19 protein-coding genes are annotated in these 19,164 nt (G+C 44.3%); 14 read left to right on the plus strand and 5 right to left on the minus strand.

Annotation, left to right across the window (positions count from 1 at the left end):
- Positions 1–286: 286 nt before the first annotated feature.
- Positions 287–2,761: a hypothetical protein gene (locus H8Z76_RS09345; RefSeq protein WP_186982317.1), complete on the plus strand. Its 2,475-nt coding sequence runs from the start codon at positions 287–289 to the stop codon at positions 2,759–2,761.
- On the opposite strand, the gene H8Z76_RS09350 is transcribed toward H8Z76_RS09345, so the two are convergent.
- Positions 2,752–3,819: an ATP-grasp domain-containing protein gene (locus H8Z76_RS09350; protein WP_186982318.1), complete on the minus strand. Its 1,068-nt coding sequence runs from the start codon at positions 3,817–3,819 to the stop codon at positions 2,752–2,754. The two genes, H8Z76_RS09345 and H8Z76_RS09350, sit on opposite strands and share 10 nt — an antisense overlap.
- Before the next feature lie 548 nt (positions 3,820–4,367).
- Positions 4,368–5,288 carry a tyrosine-type recombinase/integrase gene (locus tag H8Z76_RS09355; protein WP_186982319.1) on the minus strand — a complete coding sequence of 307 codons (921 nt, stop codon included), beginning with the start codon at positions 5,286–5,288 and terminating at the stop codon, positions 4,368–4,370.
- 182 nt (positions 5,289–5,470) lie between these two features.
- Between H8Z76_RS09355 and H8Z76_RS09360 the strand changes: the two genes are divergently transcribed.
- The 9 genes from H8Z76_RS09360 (at position 5,471) to atpC (ending at position 12,144) form a co-directional block, all read left to right on the plus strand.
- Complete coding sequence (locus H8Z76_RS09360; RefSeq protein WP_186982320.1) at positions 5,471–5,896, plus strand: hypothetical protein; 426 nt, start codon at positions 5,471–5,473, stop codon at positions 5,894–5,896.
- A 10-nt stretch (positions 5,897–5,906) separates the two neighbouring features.
- Positions 5,907–6,599 carry a F0F1 ATP synthase subunit A gene (atpB, locus tag H8Z76_RS09365; protein ID WP_186982388.1) on the plus strand — a complete coding sequence of 231 codons (693 nt, stop codon included), beginning with the start codon at positions 5,907–5,909 and terminating at the stop codon, positions 6,597–6,599.
- A 71-nt stretch (positions 6,600–6,670) separates the two neighbouring features.
- The gene (gene atpE, locus H8Z76_RS09370; protein WP_177306384.1) at positions 6,671–6,925 is read left to right on the plus strand and encodes an ATP synthase F0 subunit C; all 255 of its coding nucleotides are present in this window, start codon (positions 6,671–6,673) and stop codon (positions 6,923–6,925) included.
- 48 nt (positions 6,926–6,973) lie between these two features.
- Entirely contained in the window at positions 6,974–7,489 is a 516-nt protein-coding gene (atpF, locus tag H8Z76_RS09375; protein ID WP_186982321.1) for a F0F1 ATP synthase subunit B, read from the plus strand.
- Positions 7,477–8,043, plus strand: coding sequence for an ATP synthase F1 subunit delta (gene atpH / locus H8Z76_RS09380; RefSeq protein ID WP_186982322.1), 567 nt, complete (start codon positions 7,477–7,479; stop codon positions 8,041–8,043). The genes atpF and atpH overlap by 13 nt, the downstream gene beginning before the upstream one ends.
- Positions 8,040–9,566: a F0F1 ATP synthase subunit alpha gene (atpA, locus tag H8Z76_RS09385; RefSeq protein WP_186982323.1), complete on the plus strand. Its 1,527-nt coding sequence runs from the start codon at positions 8,040–8,042 to the stop codon at positions 9,564–9,566. The genes atpH and atpA overlap by 4 nt, the downstream gene beginning before the upstream one ends.
- Positions 9,563–10,447, plus strand: coding sequence for an ATP synthase F1 subunit gamma (gene atpG, locus H8Z76_RS09390; protein ID WP_186982324.1), 885 nt, complete (start codon positions 9,563–9,565; stop codon positions 10,445–10,447). The genes atpA and atpG overlap by 4 nt, the downstream gene beginning before the upstream one ends.
- A 19-nt stretch (positions 10,448–10,466) precedes the next feature.
- Positions 10,467–11,864 carry a F0F1 ATP synthase subunit beta gene (atpD, locus tag H8Z76_RS09395; protein ID WP_147619292.1) on the plus strand — a complete coding sequence of 466 codons (1,398 nt, stop codon included), beginning with the start codon at positions 10,467–10,469 and terminating at the stop codon, positions 11,862–11,864.
- 4 nt (positions 11,865–11,868) lie between these two features.
- On the plus strand, positions 11,869–12,144 hold the full coding sequence (atpC, locus tag H8Z76_RS09400; RefSeq protein WP_186982325.1) for an ATP synthase F1 subunit epsilon: 276 nt from the start codon (positions 11,869–11,871) through the stop codon (positions 12,142–12,144).
- Here the strand turns inward: atpC and H8Z76_RS09405 are convergent.
- A complete protein-coding gene (locus tag H8Z76_RS09405) occupies positions 12,141–13,862 on the minus strand; it encodes an acyl-CoA dehydratase activase (protein ID WP_186982326.1) in 1,722 nt (573 codons plus the stop codon). The two genes, atpC and H8Z76_RS09405, sit on opposite strands and share 4 nt — an antisense overlap.
- Before the next feature lie 4 nt (positions 13,863–13,866).
- Positions 13,867–15,135, minus strand: a complete 1,269-nt coding sequence (locus H8Z76_RS09410; protein WP_022514479.1) for a 2-hydroxyacyl-CoA dehydratase family protein — start codon at positions 15,133–15,135, stop codon at positions 13,867–13,869.
- Positions 15,136–15,289: 154 nt separating this feature from the next.
- Between H8Z76_RS09410 and H8Z76_RS09415 the strand changes: the two genes are divergently transcribed.
- The gene (locus tag H8Z76_RS09415) at positions 15,290–16,405 is read left to right on the plus strand and encodes a DUF362 domain-containing protein (RefSeq protein WP_147619295.1); all 1,116 of its coding nucleotides are present in this window, start codon (positions 15,290–15,292) and stop codon (positions 16,403–16,405) included.
- A 37-nt stretch (positions 16,406–16,442) separates the two neighbouring features.
- Complete coding sequence (locus tag H8Z76_RS09420) at positions 16,443–17,243, plus strand: hypothetical protein (protein WP_186982327.1); 801 nt, start codon at positions 16,443–16,445, stop codon at positions 17,241–17,243.
- Here the strand turns inward: H8Z76_RS09420 and H8Z76_RS09425 are convergent.
- The gene (locus H8Z76_RS09425; RefSeq protein WP_022514482.1) at positions 17,240–17,839 is read right to left on the minus strand and encodes a hypothetical protein; all 600 of its coding nucleotides are present in this window, start codon (positions 17,837–17,839) and stop codon (positions 17,240–17,242) included. The genes H8Z76_RS09420 and H8Z76_RS09425 overlap by 4 nt on opposite strands.
- A gap of 181 nt (positions 17,840–18,020) precedes the next feature.
- Here H8Z76_RS09425 and H8Z76_RS09430 point away from each other — a divergent pair, with 181 nt between their 5' ends.
- Both H8Z76_RS09430 and H8Z76_RS09435 read left to right on the plus strand, forming a co-directional pair.
- Positions 18,021–18,398, plus strand: coding sequence for an ATP-dependent metallopeptidase FtsH/Yme1/Tma family protein (locus H8Z76_RS09430; protein WP_330595050.1), 378 nt, complete (start codon positions 18,021–18,023; stop codon positions 18,396–18,398).
- Between the two features lie 72 nt (positions 18,399–18,470).
- Positions 18,471–19,160, plus strand: coding sequence for a response regulator transcription factor (locus H8Z76_RS09435; RefSeq protein WP_243240512.1), 690 nt, complete (start codon positions 18,471–18,473; stop codon positions 19,158–19,160).
- Positions 19,161–19,164 lie beyond the last annotated feature (4 nt).

The raw sequence follows: 19,164 nt of genomic DNA on the forward strand, positions 1-19,164 counted from the left end.
CACTGTTGGGGTTTTGAGTGAACCAGTCAGATATTAGTATGAAAATTAAAAATAGAAAGCATATTCGCGAAGTTACGAAATGTTTGTTTCCTGCATTGATAAAATAGATGTGAAATAGAAGTACGAAAAAGTAGGTAAAAAAATTGGTGAAAAAAGGAAGATGGGAGGATATAATAATTAATGGATAATCCTATATTATCCGTTACTTTATGATAATTTTAATATGTTTTTGCTAATAATTTAAACACACAAAATAAGTGTTATGTAAAAAAGGAGTTTTTGTTAATTGAGTACGGACATTAAAAATAATTTGGAAGATCGCAAAAATATGGCAGATGAGCTAGTAACTCAATATATTAAGAAGGACGCTCCAAGCGTTATATTTATACAAGCAGGCTATGGTCAAGGAAAATCATACATTATAGAATGTGTATTAAATAAATTGAAAGATGAGAAGAGCATTAAAGCATATCGTAATGTTGATAATGAATTTATTCCTGAATTCAGAAGCTTCGTTTCGAAGATAAATTCACTAAGTATTTCAGGAGGAGCTTTGGGATTTTCTATTGGACTTGGTTTAGGATGGAATAATAACAATTCTAATTATATGAAAATACGTAATTTACTATCTACAAAATTAAAAAGTAATATTTTGATTTGTGTGGAGAACATTAGCGATGTTTCAGACGAAGTGCGACTTTTTACAACTTCCATTATAAAAAATATTCCAGCATTGGAAAAAGAATTTCATAAAAGAATATTTTTATTAATTACCGATACGCAGGAATCTTACCAAGAAACCGTTTATAAATGTACTAATTTGTGCAAAAAAATAGAGTTATCTACATATACTAAACAAGATATAAAAACTTTCTTGGAAATGAAAAAGTCTGAAGTTTCAGAAGAAAATATTGAACTTATTTGGACATTAAGTCAGGGAAATCTCGATACAGTAGATTTTTTATTTGAAGAAATTCTTATAAATGAACAGGATTATATTTCGACGTTAAAAGATGTTGTTGAAAGAAGGATATCAATAATAAAAAGTCAAGGGGAAAAGTGCGAGATAAGTGGAAAAAAAATGGAGGAAATTGTTTTTTCTGCATCGTTGGCTTTAAAAAAATTTTCTGCTCAATTTATAAAAGACATTGTTAACGAAAAGATAATAGATGTTGAAACAGGATTGAATATCGCTAGACAGGAGTCATTAGTAAAAAAAGATTTAAAAAACTATTATGATTTTATTTCCGCTGATATTCAAAAGTACATTGCAGAAATAACATTAGAAAAACATGAAAGTTTGCTGATTTCATATTACAATTTCTATACACAAAATGAACAAGATGAATACTATCTTAGAGCATATTACATATATAGATATTGTGGTCAAATGTGTTCACATGCATTTTCTTTATTTATTCTCGCATATTCATCAGCAAGACAACTTGCAGATGATATAAAGATTGAAAAAATCGAAAATATTATAAAGCAATCACAGATTGATAAAAACTATAAAGAGATGTATGAGGTAATATGTGATTATTATGATATATTATTTGGCCAATCATCTATAGCAGAAGTAGAACAGGTATACAGAAATATAGTTCAAAAATATAGTTGGGAACTGCCAGTAAAAGCCGAAATAACATACGAATATTTTTCTTATATTTATAAAAACACGGATTTAAACAAAGCAACATATCGTAATACATTAGATGAATGCATCAATTATGTGATGAATGCATTAATTATTGACACTCAAGATATAACAACTATAAAACCTGTAGACGAAACAATACTTCGTTTGAAAATCATATATGGAATTTCACCATGCGTCCTTGATCTACTCAATGATTATGATTGTTTTAATCGCTTATATCATAAAAGCCAAGAATTATCCTATAATGGCAATGCAAAAAAACACGGAATTGGAGAATATATAGAAAATGTATTTAATAGAAAAGCATTTTTATTTGCTAATCCAGCTGCTTGTAGTATTTATTACGAAAAAGCTAAAAAATATTTTGAAAACAATGAAATATGGATCGAATATTATATAACTTTAGTTTGTCAGGCTGGAACGGATATTGTAATTCAAGAATTTGGTGAATCTATTGATTTATGTAATCAGGCAGAGTTGGAAGCTAAAGAAAAAAATATAGAAATACCTCAAATAGAAAAGCTATACAATAACCGAATTATAGCTGAATTTCTGTTGAACGAGCAGAGGGTGAAAACGCCTCATAAAGCAATTACTTTTGCAAGAACTGCTATTCGTGAGCTGAAAAAACTTATTAATAAAGAAAAGAATACAACTCAGCTTGTTGTGTATACAAATATTTGTTCTTTGTATCTATATACGGAAAACGATAAACAATATACCATCTACAAAAAAAGATTAGAAAAGTTGTATGGGTGTAAAGATATATCTGATATAACAGATCAAAATATTGATGACTTTTATCGATACTATTTTTCGTGGTTTGAATTATATCGAAAGATAGTTTGTGAAAATTGGGAAGATGCATTACAACAAATTGAGCAATTAGATAATTTTGTCCCTGCCCTTTTTCGAAAGCAAGAAGTATTTTGGTTGAAAAAAAATGATGCTGTGAAAGCAATTATTGCATCTCGGAAAAAAGTCAGTCCTTACGATTTTTGCCATAATCTTGTGGAAACCAGACGTAATGAACAATCTTTATCAAAGTTCTTTTATCGAGGTCTTATGTTATCGGATTTACAATATACGTCTTATGTTTGATTTATAAAAGCATAATTTGACAACATACAAGCAACAATTACTTTGTAAATGGACTCATAGGGTAGATGGTAATATTGTGTAAATAAATAAGCTATAGAACTATGATATATAGTATAAGGGGTTCCTGCTATATCAAACAAGTATGGAATCCCATCTTTTATTCTAAAATCAAATCTAGCATAGTCTTTTATTCCAAGTAATTCGGCAATTTTTTTTGCAGTCTCTTGAATTACTGACTTTATTGGTGAATCAATAACTTTAAAATTATAATTATATAAATTAGAGGTATCAGTATCAATAATATTAGTCTCAGTTTTAAATAAAATTTGAACTGGATCTAGCGCATAATAATCTCCTTTGTATTGGAGAACAAGAATTTCACATTCGATTCCATCGATATATTCCTGAACTAATAAAGAAGTTGTATGCATTTTTGTTAATAAGTCATTTAAATAATTTATGGATTCGTTTTTGAATTCAAAAATATTTTCAGTTGTCAAGCCAATACTTGCAGATTCACATTTATTTTTTGCGATTACATATTGATTTCTAAATTCATTTAATAGGGATGAAAACTCAGTAGTTTTTTTATCATAAAGTAAACTTTTAGGAACACTAATTCCATTTTGTTCCAGAAATTTTGTATATATATATTTGTTTCGAAGAAGAGAAATAACAAATGCATTACTACCTGTGTACTTTATATCCATTAAATCACAAAAAGAAGGAATTAATGACTTTTTTCCATTTGCACGTCCATCTCTAGAAAAATTATAGACAATACATTCGGATTTATTAATGCAATGATTTAATATGTATTGAATAAATTCTATTTCAGAATAGAAAACTTTTGCAAAGCCAAAACAATTAAAGATCGCAGACATTATTTCCGCGAACTCCGTACGAGAAAAAAATTCATCTTCATTAGCATGAATAATTCGTTCAGGCATATATTTACAGGTTTTTGCTTGGGCATCCGCTATGACATATACATCAAAGTCTATATTAATTTCTTTATAGTAATCTAAAATGGACAAAATTATTTTATTTTTATGCATTGTAATTCACCTCATTATTTTATCTAAATTAGGATTTCAGATGAAATAGTTCCATTGGGATTTAAAATAGGATCCAAAGAATCTACTCCTGGATTTGGATATTTTATTACATAGTAGGTACTACTCTCAAAAATTGTAAAAATGTTTTTCGCAAGAACGACCTCTCATTCTAAATGTATCATCAAAGTCTTTTATAAGCGGTTTAAGCGTATATAGTGTATTGGCACAATTTTGATGGCTATACACAATTTTACAAGAATATTTTTTCGTTAGATAATCAAAATTCGGATTGTTATATGGAACGGCTATAATTATTTCTGTTATGTTACAATAATGTAGCATTAAAATTGTTCGCTCTATATTTGAAATATTCTGAATAGGCAACAATGTATACTTCCGCCAGCTTGAAACATACGTGAACTTTTTCGGCGGCTAAAATAATGGCATTCATGTTTATATCCTTTCTATTTTCAATAGATAATATAGGATTATCCTCAAAAAACACCCCCACAGCATTTCGCGAGGGGGTGCCCTGTCTAAAATCTAAATCATATTCTGAAATTTTTCCTTGGATGTTTTGCCACAAGGATATCCCGCTGTTTCGCAATGGCAACATGCGTATATATCTCGGTTATATGGATGGAACTGTGCCCGAGCATTTCCTGAATATAACGGATGTCCACATCGGCTTCAAGCAGGCTGGTGGCAAAAGTATGACGAAACATATGCGGAGTGATATGCATATCAATACCAGCCAGCGCGGCATATTTTTTGATCATTCTGCGGACAGACTGATCGGAAAGCGCTTTCCCATTTGAATTGGCAAAAAAATGACCACATTGTTCAATTTCCAACTGAAAATCAGACCGATATTTTTTCAGTGTGCAGAGTACCGATTCGTTTCCAATCTGGATGCGGCGTTCTTTGCTGCCTTTGCCATAGATGAGAATGATTCCGTCAAACAGGTTTACGTCTTTGGCATGCAGTGTGCAAAGTTCGGATATTCGCATGCCACTTGCAAACAACAGCTCGACCACAGCGGCATCGCGCAGAGAACATCTTTTTTGATGAGTGGTCTTGGCATTCTTTTGACAGGTGTAAATCGTGGCCAGCAAAGTTTCAACCGTATGCAGGGGAATGGTTTTCGGCAGTCTGACAGGTTCGCGGAAGTGGATTTCTATACGAGTGAACGGGTTCTTTTCAATCAGATCTTTATATTCCAGAAAATGAAAGAAAGCTTTTAAGGAAGCAATTTTTCGTTTTACAGTTTTCGGCTGGTATTTATGATGCAGCACGGCAATATGCTTTTCAATTACAGCAGAATCGATCTCTGCATTTTTTTGGACAGAGATTTGTTCAGAAAACTGTCTTAAATCGATGCGATAAGCTTTTAGAGTCTTTTCATCCAGGCGTTTTTGCGTTTTACAGTAATTTAGATAGTCATTGATAGATGTTTGTAATTCGTTCATTAGGTTTCTCCTTTATCATTTGTTTGTCTGTTAGAGTATAGCGTAGATGGCGGACGATATCGTAACACAAGACAGAGAATATAGTATCGGCAAAATAAAATCGTCTTATTTCCCATTTCATGTATAATTTCCATTCCAACAGCGCAAAAATATAGTAAATTCAAAAAACGAGGAAAAATCATATGTTTAAGAAATTAAATGATGCGCTGCCCGGTCTCGTTCGCGGCATTCTGCTTTATGGAGCGGTTGTCTGGGCAGTCGGAGTCTGGTTTGTAAATGATGGGATATCCTTTACAGTGGGACTTCTCATCGGACTTGCGCTGGCGGTCGGGATGGCAGTCCATATGGCGTGGGTGTTACGGGATGTCGTGGATTTCGCGGACGCGCGAAGGGCAGGCGGGCGCATTATCGCAAAATCGATCCTGCGCTATGTGGTGGTGATCGGCGTGTTTGTGTGGATGTATGTTTCCGGTATTGGAAATCTGGTTGCAGCGTTTATCGGTCTGCTCGGCTTAAAAGTGTCCGCCTATTTAGAACCGGTCATGTGGCGGGTTACCGGGCATGCAGTAGTGCGGCAGAATATGGGAGGTGAGCCGTTTGACAGGTGATGTCGATTTTATGATACATGGGATCTTTTCCTATGAACTGTTTGGACATACCGTCTGGATCACAACTTCTCATGTGTGCATTTTCATCGTTATGTTGTCACTTCTGATCTTTGCGATCGTGGCGAACCGAAGCCTTGCGCATGGGGAAAATGTGCCGACAGGATTTCAGAATGTGGCGGAACTTGTCGTGGAAAAGCTCGATGGCATGGTGGAAGGCACAATGGGAAAAGAGGTTGGAGCAGGATTCGCGAACTATATTGGCACGGTTTTTCTGTTTGTCCTTTTGAGCAACATCGCGGGACTGTTTGGATTAAGGCCGCCAACCGCGGATTATGGAACGACGCTTGCGCTTGCACTCATCACGTTTTTTTTGATCCACATTACAAAAATAAAGAACCGGAGCGGCGGATTTATCTGGAGAGAACTTTGTTCCCCGCTGCCGCCGTGGCTGCCACTCTGGGTTCCGATCAATGTGATCAGTATGGCAGCCGTACCGATCTCGTTGTCGCTTCGTCTGTTTGCAAATGTGTTGTCGGGAACGGTCATGCTGGCGCTGGTTTACGGGCTGCTTGGCAGGCTGGCATTTATCTGGCCGGTGGCGCTTCATATCTATTTTGATCTGTTTTCGGGTGCGATCCAGACCTATGTATTCTGCATGCTGACGATGACTTATATCGGACAGAATTACGAAGCGGAATCCTAGCGGAGGCTGGAAATCTGACCAAAAGAGTCAATGAAACGATTAAGAAAATAAGAAATCAGGAGGACAAAAAAATGAATATTACAGGAACAGATTTGATATTGGCATGTTCGGCGATCGGAGCCGGACTGGCGGTGATCGCGGGTATCGGACCCGGTATTGGACAGGGAATTGCAGCCGGTTATGGAGCATCTGCGGTCGGGCGCAATCCGGGAGCAAAATCAGATATTATGTCAACCATGCTGCTTGGACAGGCGGTAGCAGAGACGACCGGTCTTTATGGTCTTCTGGTTGCTATGCTGTTAATGTTCGTAAAACCTTTTGTATAGGAAAGCGAGCGATCACAAGCAGTAAAGGAAAGGAGATCGGTTGTTGCGATGACAAGATTATTTGAACTGGATTTTCAGCTGCTCCACGATACGGTACTTCTTGCGATTTCCGTATTTTTTCTGTGTGTGGCGCTGTCCTATCTGCTGTTTGAGCCTGCGCGGAAACTTCTGCGGGAACGCACGGAGCACATCGGAGACGAGCTTCGCATGGCAAAAAAGGAAAAAAAGCAGGGAGAAAAATATCGCGCATCCTATGAGAAACATTTACAGGAGGCAGATAAGGAAGTAGAGCGTCTGTTAAGTGAAGCAAGAAGTAAGGCGGAAAAACAGGAAGAAAAGATGATAAATGAAGCAAAAGCGGAGCGGCAGCGGATACTGGCACGCGCAAAGGAGGAAGCCGGGCTGGAACGGGCGCGTGTGGCGGATGAGATGAAACGGGAAATGATCGCAGTTGCCGCCATGATGGCTGCAAAAGTGGCTGCGGCATCGGTGACACCGGAGGTTCAAAATAAGCTGGTGGAGGAAACACTGCGCGAAATGGGTGAGCGGACATGGCGAAGTTAGTAGAAGAAAGATATGCACAGGCGCTGTTTTTAGCGGCACGCGAGAGTGGACAGATCGATGCGTATCAAAAAGAAGTGGAAGCCCTTTTGAACATCTTTGAGGAAGAAAAAGAACTGATGCAGTTCCTGCTGCATCCGGGTGTGGAAAAGGAAGAAAAAAAAGCGGTGCTTACCAAAGTTTTTTCGGGGCGCATCGCGGATGACATGCTTTGCTTTTTAGAGCTTGTTGCGGAAAAAGGGCATTGGAATGAGATGGAAAGGATCTTAAAAGAGTTTCTGGACAAGGTGAAGGAATTTGAAAAGATCGGTGTGGTGTATGTGCAGACGGCGGCTGAGCTGGACGAAGAACAGCGCGCAGCGTTAAAAAAACGGATCCTCGAAACGACAGATTACAGGTCAGTGGAACTGCATGTCACGGTGGATCCGGATCTGATCGGAGGGATCATAGTGCGTATCAAAGACCGTATCTGTGACGGCAGTATCCGGACAAGACTTGAGACGCTTAGCAGGGAATTATCGAAAATACAGTGGAAAGCAGGTGAGAACGCTTCGTGAATTTAAAACCGGAAGAAATAAGCTCCGTGATCCGGGAGCAGATGAAAAAATATGATGTGCAGCTGGAAGTGAAAGAGGCAGGCACCATCATTCAGGTGGCAGACGGAATAGCCCGTATTTACGGACTCTCCGGCGCCATGCAGGGAGAACTTCTGGCGTTTCCGGGAGAGGTCTACGGAATGGTGCTAAACCTTGAGGAGGACAATGTCGGTGCGGTTTTACTCGGTGATGCAAAAAATATCAACGAGGGCGATACCGTAAAGGCGACCGGTCGTGTGGCGGAGGTTCCGGTGGGAGACGCGCTGCTCGGCCGTGTGGTGAATGCGCTCGGACAGCCGATCGATGACAGGGGACCGGTGGCGGCAAAGCGCTACCGTCCGATCGAGCGGGTGGCATCCGGTGTCATTGCGAGAAAGTCTGTGGATACACCGCTTCAGACCGGGATTAAGGCGATCGACGCGATGGTGCCGATCGGACGTGGGCAGCGTGAGCTGATCATCGGAGACCGCCAGACCGGAAAGACAGCGATCGCGCTGGATACGATCATAAACCAGAGAGGACAGGGCGTAAAATGCATTTATGTGGCGATCGGGCAGAAGGCATCGACGGTCGCATCGATCGTAAGGATCTTAGAAAACCACGGAGCGATGGAGTATACCACAGTGGTCGCATCGACGGCGAGCGAACTTGCGCCGCTTCAGTATATTGCGCCGTATGCGGGATGCGCGATCGGCGAAGAGTGGATGGAAAACGGTGAGGATGTGCTGATCGTCTATGATGATCTGAGCAAACATGCGGCGGCATACCGTACACTTTCGCTGCTGCTCAAAAGACCGCCGGGGCGTGAAGCGTATCCGGGAGATGTCTTTTATCTGCATTCGAGACTTTTGGAGCGCGCGGCAAGGCTTTCCGATCCGCTTGGCGGCGGTTCGCTCACGGCACTTCCGATCATAGAGACGCAGGCGGGAGATGTATCCGCCTATATTCCGACCAACGTCATTTCCATCACGGATGGTCAGATCTATCTGGAAACGGAATTATTCAACGCAGGTATCCGTCCGGCGATCAATGCGGGGCTGTCGGTTTCCCGTGTCGGTGGTTCCGCACAGATCAAAGCGATGAAAAAGATTGCGGCGCCGATCCGTGTGGAACTTGCGCAGTACCGGGAGCTTGCATCCTTTGCGCAGTTCGCGAGTGAGCTTGACGCGGCGACCAAAGAAAAACTGGCGCAGGGAGAGCGCATCCGCGAGGTGTTGAAACAGCCGCAGTATCAGCCGATGCCGGTGGAAAAGCAGATCGTGATCCTGTATGCGGCGACAAAAAAATATCTGTTAGAGATACCGGTGCATGAGATCTTACCATTTGAGGAAGCCCTGTTTGCGGAGATCGATACAAACGCGCCGGAAATTTTAAGCGCGATCCGCGAGAAAAAGCAGCTGGATGAAGAGACGGAGAAAAAGCTGGTCGAAAGGATCTTAGTGTGCAGGGCAGCTTTTCAGGAAAGGGACGGTAAAAACAGATGACATCCATGCGCGATATCAAACGGAGAAAGGGCAGTATCGAGAGCACAAAACAGATCACAAAGGCGATGAAGCTGGTTTCAACGGTGAAGCTGCAAAAGACCAAGGAGCGTGCGGAGGAGGCAAATCCCTATTTTTCCTGTATGTATCAGACCGTGAAAGCGATGCTCGCGCGGTCGGCGCAGATCGATCACCCGTATCTGATGGGAAGAGGAGGAGTAAGTATCCCAGAGTCCGCAGATGGAAGGAAAAACAAAACGGGGATCATTCTTATCACGGCAAACCGTGGGCTTGCGGGCGGCTACAATGCGAATCTGGTTCGCATGGTCACCGGCGATACCGGAAAAAAGGATGAAGTTTTGCTTTATACCATTGGAACCAAAGGGCGGGATGCATTAGAGCACTTTGGCTATCCGGTGCGCCATGATGCATCTGAGATGTTTGACGCGCCGGCGTATGCCGATGCTGCAGAGTTTTGCAAACACGTCCTTGGCGATTTTACATCCGGCGAGATCGCAGGGATCGATCTTGTATACACACATTTTAAAAATACAGTGGTGCAGGAACCGGTGCGGATGCGCCTGCTTCCGGTGGACTGTGGGCAGGCTGAAGCGGATGACGTAACGCCTATGAATTATGAGCCGGATGAGGAAGAAGTAATAGAAAAGATCATTCCGCTTTATCTAAGCAGCCTGATCTATGGTGCGCTCATGGACGCGGCGGCGAGTGAAAATGCCGCGCGGATGCAGGCAATGGAGGCGGCGACCGGAAATGCGGAGGAGATGATCGAGGATCTGACGCTGCAGTTTAACCGCGCGCGCCAGAGCTCCATTACGCAGGAGCTGACCGAGATTATCGCAGGAGCACAGGAAAGTCTGGAATAGAAATAAGGAGTAACAGGAAATGGCACAGATTAAAACAGGAAAAATCACACAGGTCATCGGAGCGATTTTGGATGTCCGCTATAAAGAAGGGGAGCTGCCCCAGATTTATGACGCACTGGAGATCGTGCGTGCCGACGGGACACGATTGGTAGTCGAAGTCGCGCAGCAGCTGGGGGACGGGATCGTCCGCTGCATTGCCATGGGGCCGACCGACGGACTCATTCGCGGCATGGAAGTAAAGGCAACCGGTGCTCCGATCCGTGTACCGGTCGGGGAGTGTACGCTTGGCAGAATGTTTAATGTGTTAGGGCAGCCGATCGATGAGAAGGCACCGCCGGAACATGCGGTGTACATGCCGATCCACCGGAAAGCGCCGGAGTTTGCCGAGCAGGCGACGGACGCGGAGATGTTTGAGACCGGGATCAAGGTCATCGATCTGCTCTGTCCGTATCAGAAAGGTGGAAAGATCGGGCTTTTTGGCGGTGCGGGCGTCGGAAAAACGGTGCTGATCCAGGAACTGATCCACAACATCGCGACCGCGCACGGCGGATATTCCGTTTTTACCGGTGTCGGAGAGCGTACCAGGGAGGGCAATGATCTTTACCATGAGATGCGGGAGTCCGGTGTTATTGACAAGACCTGCATGGTGTTCGGACAGATGAATGAGCCGCCGGGATCCCGGATGCGTGTCGCGCTTTCCGGTCTTACGATGGCGGAATATTTCAGAGATCAGGGTGGAAAAGATGTGCTTTTGTTTATCGATAATATCTTCCGTTTTACCCAAGCAGGCTCTGAGGTGAGTGCGCTGCTCGGACGGATGCCGTCCGCGGTGGGGTATCAGCCGACCTTACAGACGGAGATGGGCGCACTGCAGGAGCGTATCACTTCAACAAAAAACGGTTCGATCACCTCGGTGCAGGCGGTCTATGTGCCGGCGGACGATCTGACGGATCCTGCCCCGGCAACCACGTTTGCGCATCTCGATGCCACGACCGTGCTCAGCCGTTCCATCGTGGAACTCGGTATTTATCCGGCGGTCGATCCTTTAGAGTCCACATCAAGGATCTTAGATCCAAACGTCATCGGAGCAGAACATTTCCGTGTGGCGCGCGGTGTACAGGAAATCCTGCAAAAATACCGGGAATTACAGGATATCATTGCAATACTCGGTATGGATGAGCTCTCAGAGGAGGACAAGCGTGTCGTAGGGCGCGCCAGAAAAGTACAGCGTTTCCTCTCGCAGCCGCTTCATGTCGCGGAGCAGTTCAACGGATTTCCGGGCATTTATGTTCCGGTTGCGGAGACCATCCGTGGTTTTGCGGAGATCTTAGAGGGAAAACTGGATGATGTCCCGGAGAGTTGTTTCTTAAATGCGGGAACGATCGATGATGTGCGCGCACGCGCAAAAGAGGAGTGATCGTATGGCAGAGAAAAACAGTTGTTTTCATGCGTGGATTGTCACACCGGACGGCGTGTTTTATGATGGAGAGGTGACTTTTTTGGAGCTTCCGACCATAAGCGGACGGATCGGTGTTTACCGGGAGCACATTCCGCTCACGACCGTGCTTGATCCCGGGCGCGTAGAAGTCGCCGGACAGGGAGAAAAGAAAGCTGCATCGGTCGGAAACGGATTTGCCACGATCTTAAAAGACCGTGTGACGGTGCTGACGGAGCGTGCGGAGTGGGAGAACGATTAACTGAGTTCCTCCAGACCGTAGAGCGCGGCGCCGAGTGCGCCAACGATTTCCGGTTCTTCATAAATATGAAGTTTTTCGCCGAGCTGCTCCTCTAAAACGGCGACAACCCCCGGATTTTTGGCTACACCGCCGGTCATCATATAGGCGGGATTTAAACCGACTCTTTTTAAGAGAGACATGGCTTTCCCGGCAATGGCTTTGTGGATGCCGTGTGCAATGTCAGCGATCTCCTTATTCTGCGCGATCAGCGAAATGACCTCGGATTCGGCAAATACGCTGCACATGCTGCTGATCTCAATTTCCTCTTTGGACTGCAGGGAAACAGGTCCCAGTTCGTCGAGGCTGATCTCCAGGGAGCGCGCCATCATTTCGAGGAAGCGTCCGGTTCCGGCAGCGCACTTATCGTTCATGACAAAGTCGGCAACTTCCCCGTTTTCGTTCAGACGGATCGCCTTGCTGTCCTGACCGCCGATGTCCAAGATCGTGCGGACATCCGGAAACAGCAGATGTGCGCCCTTTCCATGGCAGCTGATCTCGGTGACAGTCTTATCCGCGAACGGGATGCTGACACGGCCATATCCAGTGGATACGATCAGGGAAATATCATCTCTCGTGAGCCCTGCTTTCTTTAATACGTCAGCCAGCGCGGCATCTGCGCTCTGGGAAGATTTTGCGCCGGTGCGGACGACAGAAAATGCCCGGATCTTTTGATTCTCATCTAAAATCACAGCGTTTGTTGAAGTAGAACCGCTGTCAATGCCTAATGTATACAAAGTATCACCCTTTCTTTTGGAGATTATTTTCTTTCCGGTCAGCGACAGACCTTTCTTCACTTGAAGTTCTTCGATAAATGCTTCCACACGCGTGCGCACCTGTCCGGCACACTGTTTGGTGGAATCCGTTTCAATTAACAGGATCGGAACATCCAGATGTTCCTTAAAATCCGCATATTCATAAGAATAAGAATCGCAGAATTTTACCGTGTGGTATAAAATGCCGTCAAGCCGGTCGGTAAAGCCATCTACCAGATTCTGCCTTGAAGCTGCCTTTAACATGCGCATACACGGGATCTGGTTGAGCAGCGCCGCTGCATAGGAGGTGAGCGGTGCTTCCTTTGATACGGAAAAATTTCGCCCCAGTCCGGTGCAGGTCAAGTCAAACAGGACATTTACGCCGTGGTCCGTTAAAAGCTGACGGATCTCATTGTTGCAGCGCGCACCCATGATGCCGATGTTTAGGGCAGAAGCTTTTGCATCGGAGATCTTTTTTGATGGACAGGCGTTCTCTTTCGTTTTTTGGGCTTTTTCCAGTGCTGCATTGTTCTGCATCATGGAAACAAAGCGGGCTTCGTCAAAGGTTTTCCCAGAAAATGCTTCATAGGAGGAGATCATTTCCCGCAGCTGTCTTTCATAGAGTGTCACGGCGAAATCATTGACCTTGCGTGGAATATCCAGTAAAAAGAAAAACTTGTCCGGGAACTGGCTCTTTAAGGTATCGTAAAGGCGGCGGATGCTGTCGCAGCAGGTCGTTAAGATCACACCCTCGTAGTCATTTTCCATGACATCTTCGAGCACGGCTTTGGTGTAAGAGCAGATATTCGCATGCATCAGCGTGTCCGCATGGTTAAAATCCGTGACAGACGGTTCGAGCCGCTTGATATCGGTATCCATGGCGGTAAACAGCTCCATGGGAGTATATTTACATACATAACCCAGCATAAATTCACATTCCTTTCTGATTTACAACTTCTAAAAATGCTTCGAGTCTTGTCTTGATCTGGCCGTCATGGCTGTTTCTGCGATCCATGCCGTCTCCGTCGATCACAAGCAGCGGAATATCCGCTTCGCGCAGTGCCTCACGCAGCCGGAACACACCGCCGGAAGACTGTTTGCAGCCCCAGTGGCAGAAATTGATGACACCGTCCGCACGCATGTCCTTTGCCAGCTTTGTGACCATGGACGCCTTGCGCTCGTAAGGACCATTGTAGAGGTTATTGAGCATCTTGGTCGCCAGCGCCTCAAGCGGATGGTCGGTATCCAACGGTTCCATATAGTCGAGGTTCATTTCCGTAACCTGGATCTGATAATCTTTTCCAAGATTGAAATAATGCTTTAACGTTTCCTGATAAAACGGCAGCAGATGTACCCAGACAATGCGCTTTCCGTGAAATTCGGGATAGCTTTTGATGTCCTCGGCAAAACTGCGGAACAGATCCAGCGTTTCCGGTGTGCCGATATTTAAGTGCGTGGCAAACAGCATGTACATCTGAAGCGTCAGCGTAGACGGGTAGTAGCGGTCACGCTGCAATTTTAAGAATTCTTTATAGCAGGCCTTGGATTCATTTTCACGGGAAAGGACTTCAGAAAGATCGTCCATGTGGAAAACTTTGCCGGTCAGCCCTTCCAGTGTGGATATCAGTTCCTTTAACTGGGACACCAGATAGGAAACAGCATCCTCGGAATAGGTATTTGGCACATCGATCACATAGGTATTGATCGAATGGTTCTTTTCGATGTAGCGGAACGTGTTGATGTTTCCGTCACAGATCATGGAAGTTGTGACGCCAAAAGCGGCAGGCGGAATGACGCCGGAGTCTACGGCACCGATGAAATTTTTGTGGTAGGAGCAGAGCGTGGAGGCGATCCCCTTTTGCTCGGCACGGTCGATAAAATAATCCTCGCAGGTAAAACCGGATAAGAACGAGGAAAGACATTCCATGGAGAGGGCATTTAAGCCGAAACACTGGAAGATCTCGACCGGAGCGAAGAGATTGGACCAGACGGTCTGATCCGGGTGCTCCAGAGCGGACAGCGTGTTTTTTACGCCGAGTGTGTTGAGTTTCCGGTAAGCCTTCGGCATCTCTTTGGCGGCAAAATGTTCGGTGCGGAACTGCTCCAAGTGAAGCCCGATGTCGATCATTTTCCGGGATACGGCAGGGTGCGGTTCGGCATACTTTTTGATGTAATTTCCGTAAGTTTTTATTGCGTTCATGCAGAAAACCATCCTTCTTATAATGTTTTCAAACATTATACCACAACAAAGAAAAGAAGAAAGTGCCAGTTTTCGAAACCCATTCTTGCGGATTGAACAGTGTCATAGTAAAATGAGAAAAGAAAAAAAAGGGAAACTTCAAGGAGGATGTGACATGGAAAGATCAAAAGTATATTTTACGACCTTCAAAACGACTGGAAATGAGAATCTCCTGCAAAAGCTGCGCCGGCTGATCCTTACTGCGGGAATTCGTGACATTGATTTTACAGACCGCTATGCGGCCATTAAAATACATTTTGGAGAAATGGGAAACCTTGCGTTCCTACGTCCGAATTACGCAAAAGTGGTTGCGGATGTGGTAAAAGAATGTGGGGGGAAGCCATTCCTCACAGACTGCAATACGCTTTATGTGGGCAGCCGCAAAAATGCGCTGGATCACATGGATACAGCGTATGCCAATGGATTTTCACCTTTTTCAACCGGATGTCATGTGATCATTGCTGACGGGTTAAAGGGGACAGATGAGGCATATGTGCCGGTCAATGGAGAATATGTAAAAGAAGCAAAGATCGGACGCGCGGTCATGGATGCGGATGTTTTTATCACGCTGACCCATTTTAAGGGGCATGAGGCGACCGGATTCGGCGGAGCCTTAAAGAATATCGGAATGGGATGCGGATCCCGCGCCGGAAAAATGGAGATGCACAGTGACGGAAAGACACATGTAGATCAGACAAAATGCGTGGGATGCGGCGCATGCAAAAAGATATGCGCGCATGACGCTCCGTCTGTTACAGATGGAAAGGCAAGCATCGACATAGACAAATGTGTGGGATGCGGCAGATGTATCGGAGTCTGTCCGAAGGACGCTGTGTATGCCAACAGCAACGATTCCAATGATGTCTTAAACTATAAGATCGCGGAATACAGCCTTGCAGTCTGTAAGGACCGTCCGTGCTTTCATATTTCGCTGATCTGTGATGTATCACCGAACTGTGACTGCCATGCGGAAAACGATATTCCGATCATACCGAATGTAGGTATGTTTGCATCATTTGATCCGGTAGCCCTCGATGTGGCCTGTGCGGATGCGTGCAACCGCCAGCCGGTGATTTTGGGAAGCGTGTTAAGCGATCATATGGAAGGACATCATCATGAGGAGGGAGACCATTTTCATATGGTACATCCGGACACCAACTGGAAATCCTGCATTGAGCATGCGGTAAAGATCGGGCTTGGCAGTGATCAGTACGAGCTGATCGAAATATAGAATAGAGAATGGGGAAAAGACGCAGGGAGACGGAAAGATGAGTACACAGGATAATCTGGAAAAAATTTTAAGAAGTATGCATGTGCTGATCGCGAAAGGGGAGCCGGCAGGACAGTCGCGCGACAGGGTGATCGTCAGCAAACAGGAACTGCTCGGCCTGTTAAAAGATCTGAATATCTGTGTATACAATATCATGGATGAGTATGAAATGACGCAGCAGAGCCATGATGAGGCGGAGCGCAAATCCAGGCGCAAGGGCGAAAAGATCGTAAAAGACGCCGGAAAAATGGCGGAAGATGTTTATGCGGCATCTGTAATGTATACAAACGAAGCATTAAACCATATTCAGCGGATTATCCAGAATGCCTCGGATTCGATGGATGAGGTCTTTGCGCAGATGAAAAATGAACTGGAAGAGCGGAAAGATACGGTGCGTGAAAACCAGTTAGAACTTGAGGGACAGCTGCACGACCTTGCGGATACGAAAAAATATCTGCAGATTATAGAAGAACGCAACAAAGAGCTGGAAAAGGAACGCCAGAAGAAAAAGACCTGGACAAAGACTGAGAAAAAGAAGAGCCCTTATCCGGAGCCGGAGATCAAGATCAACAAAGAATACTTTATCCAAAACGGTATTCCGCTGGAAGAAGAAGGGGAAGAAGTTTCCGATACAAAAGAGGAAACCGAGGCTGCTTTGGGGCAGGCAGTTTCCGAACTGATGAAAGATCAGGAAAAAGAGAGTGAGCTGCCAAAAGAAGCGCCGGAGATCAAAGTGAATCTGGACGCGGAATATTTTAAGTGGAAACAACAACAGAGTGATGAGAAAGGAGAAGACTAGGAAGTCTTCTCAGAATAGTTTACATAATTGACCAGTTTGTCATGGGTGGCAAGGATCGCGTGATTGCCGCTCGCAAGCTGGTCTTTTATAATCTCGGTATAGATCACCGCCTTGTTGATCAGGGAAGCGTCATTGCTGTCGAGGCAGCCTTCTAAATAATCGTGCAGAGGCAGACTGTCCGCGAACTGTTCCAAAATGTGTGAAAGTTCCGTCCGGCACCAGGTAATGTCCGGAAAACGGACGGGCTCCGTCTGAATGATAAAACCGTTTGGGATCTCCTCATTGTAAAAAGACGCATCCGCCTTGGCTGCATGGATATATGGCAGGAGGGCAGATTTCTTTAAATGGGAGATAAAGGAGAGCCTGCGTATCTCGCCATAGGCTTCGGACAGGACAAAAAGAACGGCAAGTGTATACCAGATCAGACAGACCGGGGATGCCGTTAATACAAAACGGTAGGAAAAACCGAGCCAGCCAAGGAAAAGAAGTGCCAGGATACAAAATACGGGACGAAACCACAGACTGCTCATTAAGGCCTTGCGAAACAGCATAAGTTCGTTGTCTTTTAGAGGAACAAAAGTATAATGTTTTTTCATCCTAAACCTCCGGTTAAAATCTTTTCGATGCTAATATTGTATGATGTGAAAAAAATAATGTCAACCGATCAAAATCTAAAATGTAAATAAAATTTCTAATAAAAATATGAATTGCATTGACAAATAAAAAGCCAGGATTTAACATGAATCAAAATAGAAAAGTTCGTATTATGGAGTAGAAGTGGATTATGGAATATTCTTAAGTATGGTGGATAAAAAGGAAGTGTCCAAAGTCCAGATCGAAGATGATATGATCTATTTCCAGGATAAGGAGGAGACGCCGAATTATTACGAGACGGCGGCATTTGAAGACCCGGATCTGGTGGAACGCTTATATGACGCGGGATGCTCGTTTGACCGTGTTGTACAAAAAGAGATGAGCCCGCTCCTTTCCTTTCTCCTGACCTGGATCCTGCCGATCCTCATTTTCGCAGGACTCGGGGAACTGCTTTCCGCCAATATGGATAAACTTCATAAGATCGCGAAATATCTCTATGAGCAGGAGACGATCACCGGTGAAGAGTTCATGAAACTTTTAGAGGAGAAGGAGGAATCTTAAAAAAAGCTTAAGAATTACCAAAAGCTATTTTTAAGAAAAACTGATAAAATGAGGGAGAAGGGTGGGAAGAAATTGAACATTTTAGTATGTGATGATGATAAGGAGATCGTAGAAGCGATCGAGATTTATTTACAGCAGGAAGGCTACCAGGTATTCCGCGCGTATGATGGCGAGGATGCCTTAAAGATCTTAAAAGAAGAAGAGATACATCTTTTGATCATAGATGTGATGATGCCGAAACTGGACGGTATCCGCGCGACCTTAAAGATCCGCGAGGAGAGCAGCATTCCGATCATAATTTTATCAGCGAAATCAGAGGATACGGACAAGATACTGGGGTTAAACGTCGGGGCGGACGATTATATTACCAAACCGTTTAATCCGTTAGAACTGGTGGCGCGCGTGAAGTCACAGCTGCGCCGCTACACCAAGCTTGGAAACGCTGCGGAAAACGGGCAGGCGGTTTATCAGGTCGGTGGTCTTGCCATCAATGATGAGTTAAAGGAAGTCACCGTAGACGGCGAGATCGTGAAACTGACACCGATCGAATACAATATTTTGCTGCTTTTGATGAAAAACCAGGGAAAAGTTTTCTCGATCAATCAGATCTATGAAAATATCTGGAATGAAGATGCCATAGGCGCAGATAACACTGTGGCGGTACATATCCGGCACATCCGCGAAAAGATCGAGATCAATCCGAAAGAACCGCGCTATTTGAAGGTTGTCTGGGGCGTTGGATACAAAATTGATAAGAATTAACGAA

The organism is Roseburia yibonii, from assembly GCF_014297335.1.
GTDB classification, from domain to species: domain Bacteria; phylum Bacillota; class Clostridia; order Lachnospirales; family Lachnospiraceae; genus Roseburia_D; species Roseburia_D yibonii.

Bases quoted from the DNA above. Each gene is read 5' to 3' on its own strand.
- H8Z76_RS09350 (WP_186982318.1), bottom strand. From the start codon at position 3,819: ATGCATAAAAATAAAATAATTTTGTCCATTTTAGATTACTATAAAGAA.
- H8Z76_RS09355 (WP_186982319.1), bottom strand. From the start codon at position 5,288: ATGAACGAATTACAAACATCTATCAATGACTATCTAAATTACTGTAAA.
- H8Z76_RS09360 (WP_186982320.1), top strand. From the start codon at position 5,471: ATGTTTAAGAAATTAAATGATGCGCTGCCCGGTCTCGTTCGCGGCATT.
- atpB (WP_186982388.1), top strand. From the start codon at position 5,907: ATGATACATGGGATCTTTTCCTATGAACTGTTTGGACATACCGTCTGG.
- atpE (WP_177306384.1), top strand. From the start codon at position 6,671: ATGAATATTACAGGAACAGATTTGATATTGGCATGTTCGGCGATCGGA.
- atpF (WP_186982321.1), top strand. From the start codon at position 6,974: ATGACAAGATTATTTGAACTGGATTTTCAGCTGCTCCACGATACGGTA.
- atpH (WP_186982322.1), top strand. From the start codon at position 7,477: ATGGCGAAGTTAGTAGAAGAAAGATATGCACAGGCGCTGTTTTTAGCG.
- atpG (WP_186982324.1), top strand. From the start codon at position 9,563: ATGACATCCATGCGCGATATCAAACGGAGAAAGGGCAGTATCGAGAGC.
- atpD (WP_147619292.1), top strand. From the start codon at position 10,467: ATGGCACAGATTAAAACAGGAAAAATCACACAGGTCATCGGAGCGATT.
- atpC (WP_186982325.1), top strand. From the start codon at position 11,869: ATGGCAGAGAAAAACAGTTGTTTTCATGCGTGGATTGTCACACCGGAC.
- H8Z76_RS09405 (WP_186982326.1), bottom strand. From the start codon at position 13,862: ATGCTGGGTTATGTATGTAAATATACTCCCATGGAGCTGTTTACCGCC.
- H8Z76_RS09410 (WP_022514479.1), bottom strand. From the start codon at position 15,135: ATGAACGCAATAAAAACTTACGGAAATTACATCAAAAAGTATGCCGAA.
- H8Z76_RS09415 (WP_147619295.1), top strand. From the start codon at position 15,290: ATGGAAAGATCAAAAGTATATTTTACGACCTTCAAAACGACTGGAAAT.
- H8Z76_RS09420 (WP_186982327.1), top strand. From the start codon at position 16,443: ATGAGTACACAGGATAATCTGGAAAAAATTTTAAGAAGTATGCATGTG.
- H8Z76_RS09425 (WP_022514482.1), bottom strand. From the start codon at position 17,839: ATGAAAAAACATTATACTTTTGTTCCTCTAAAAGACAACGAACTTATG.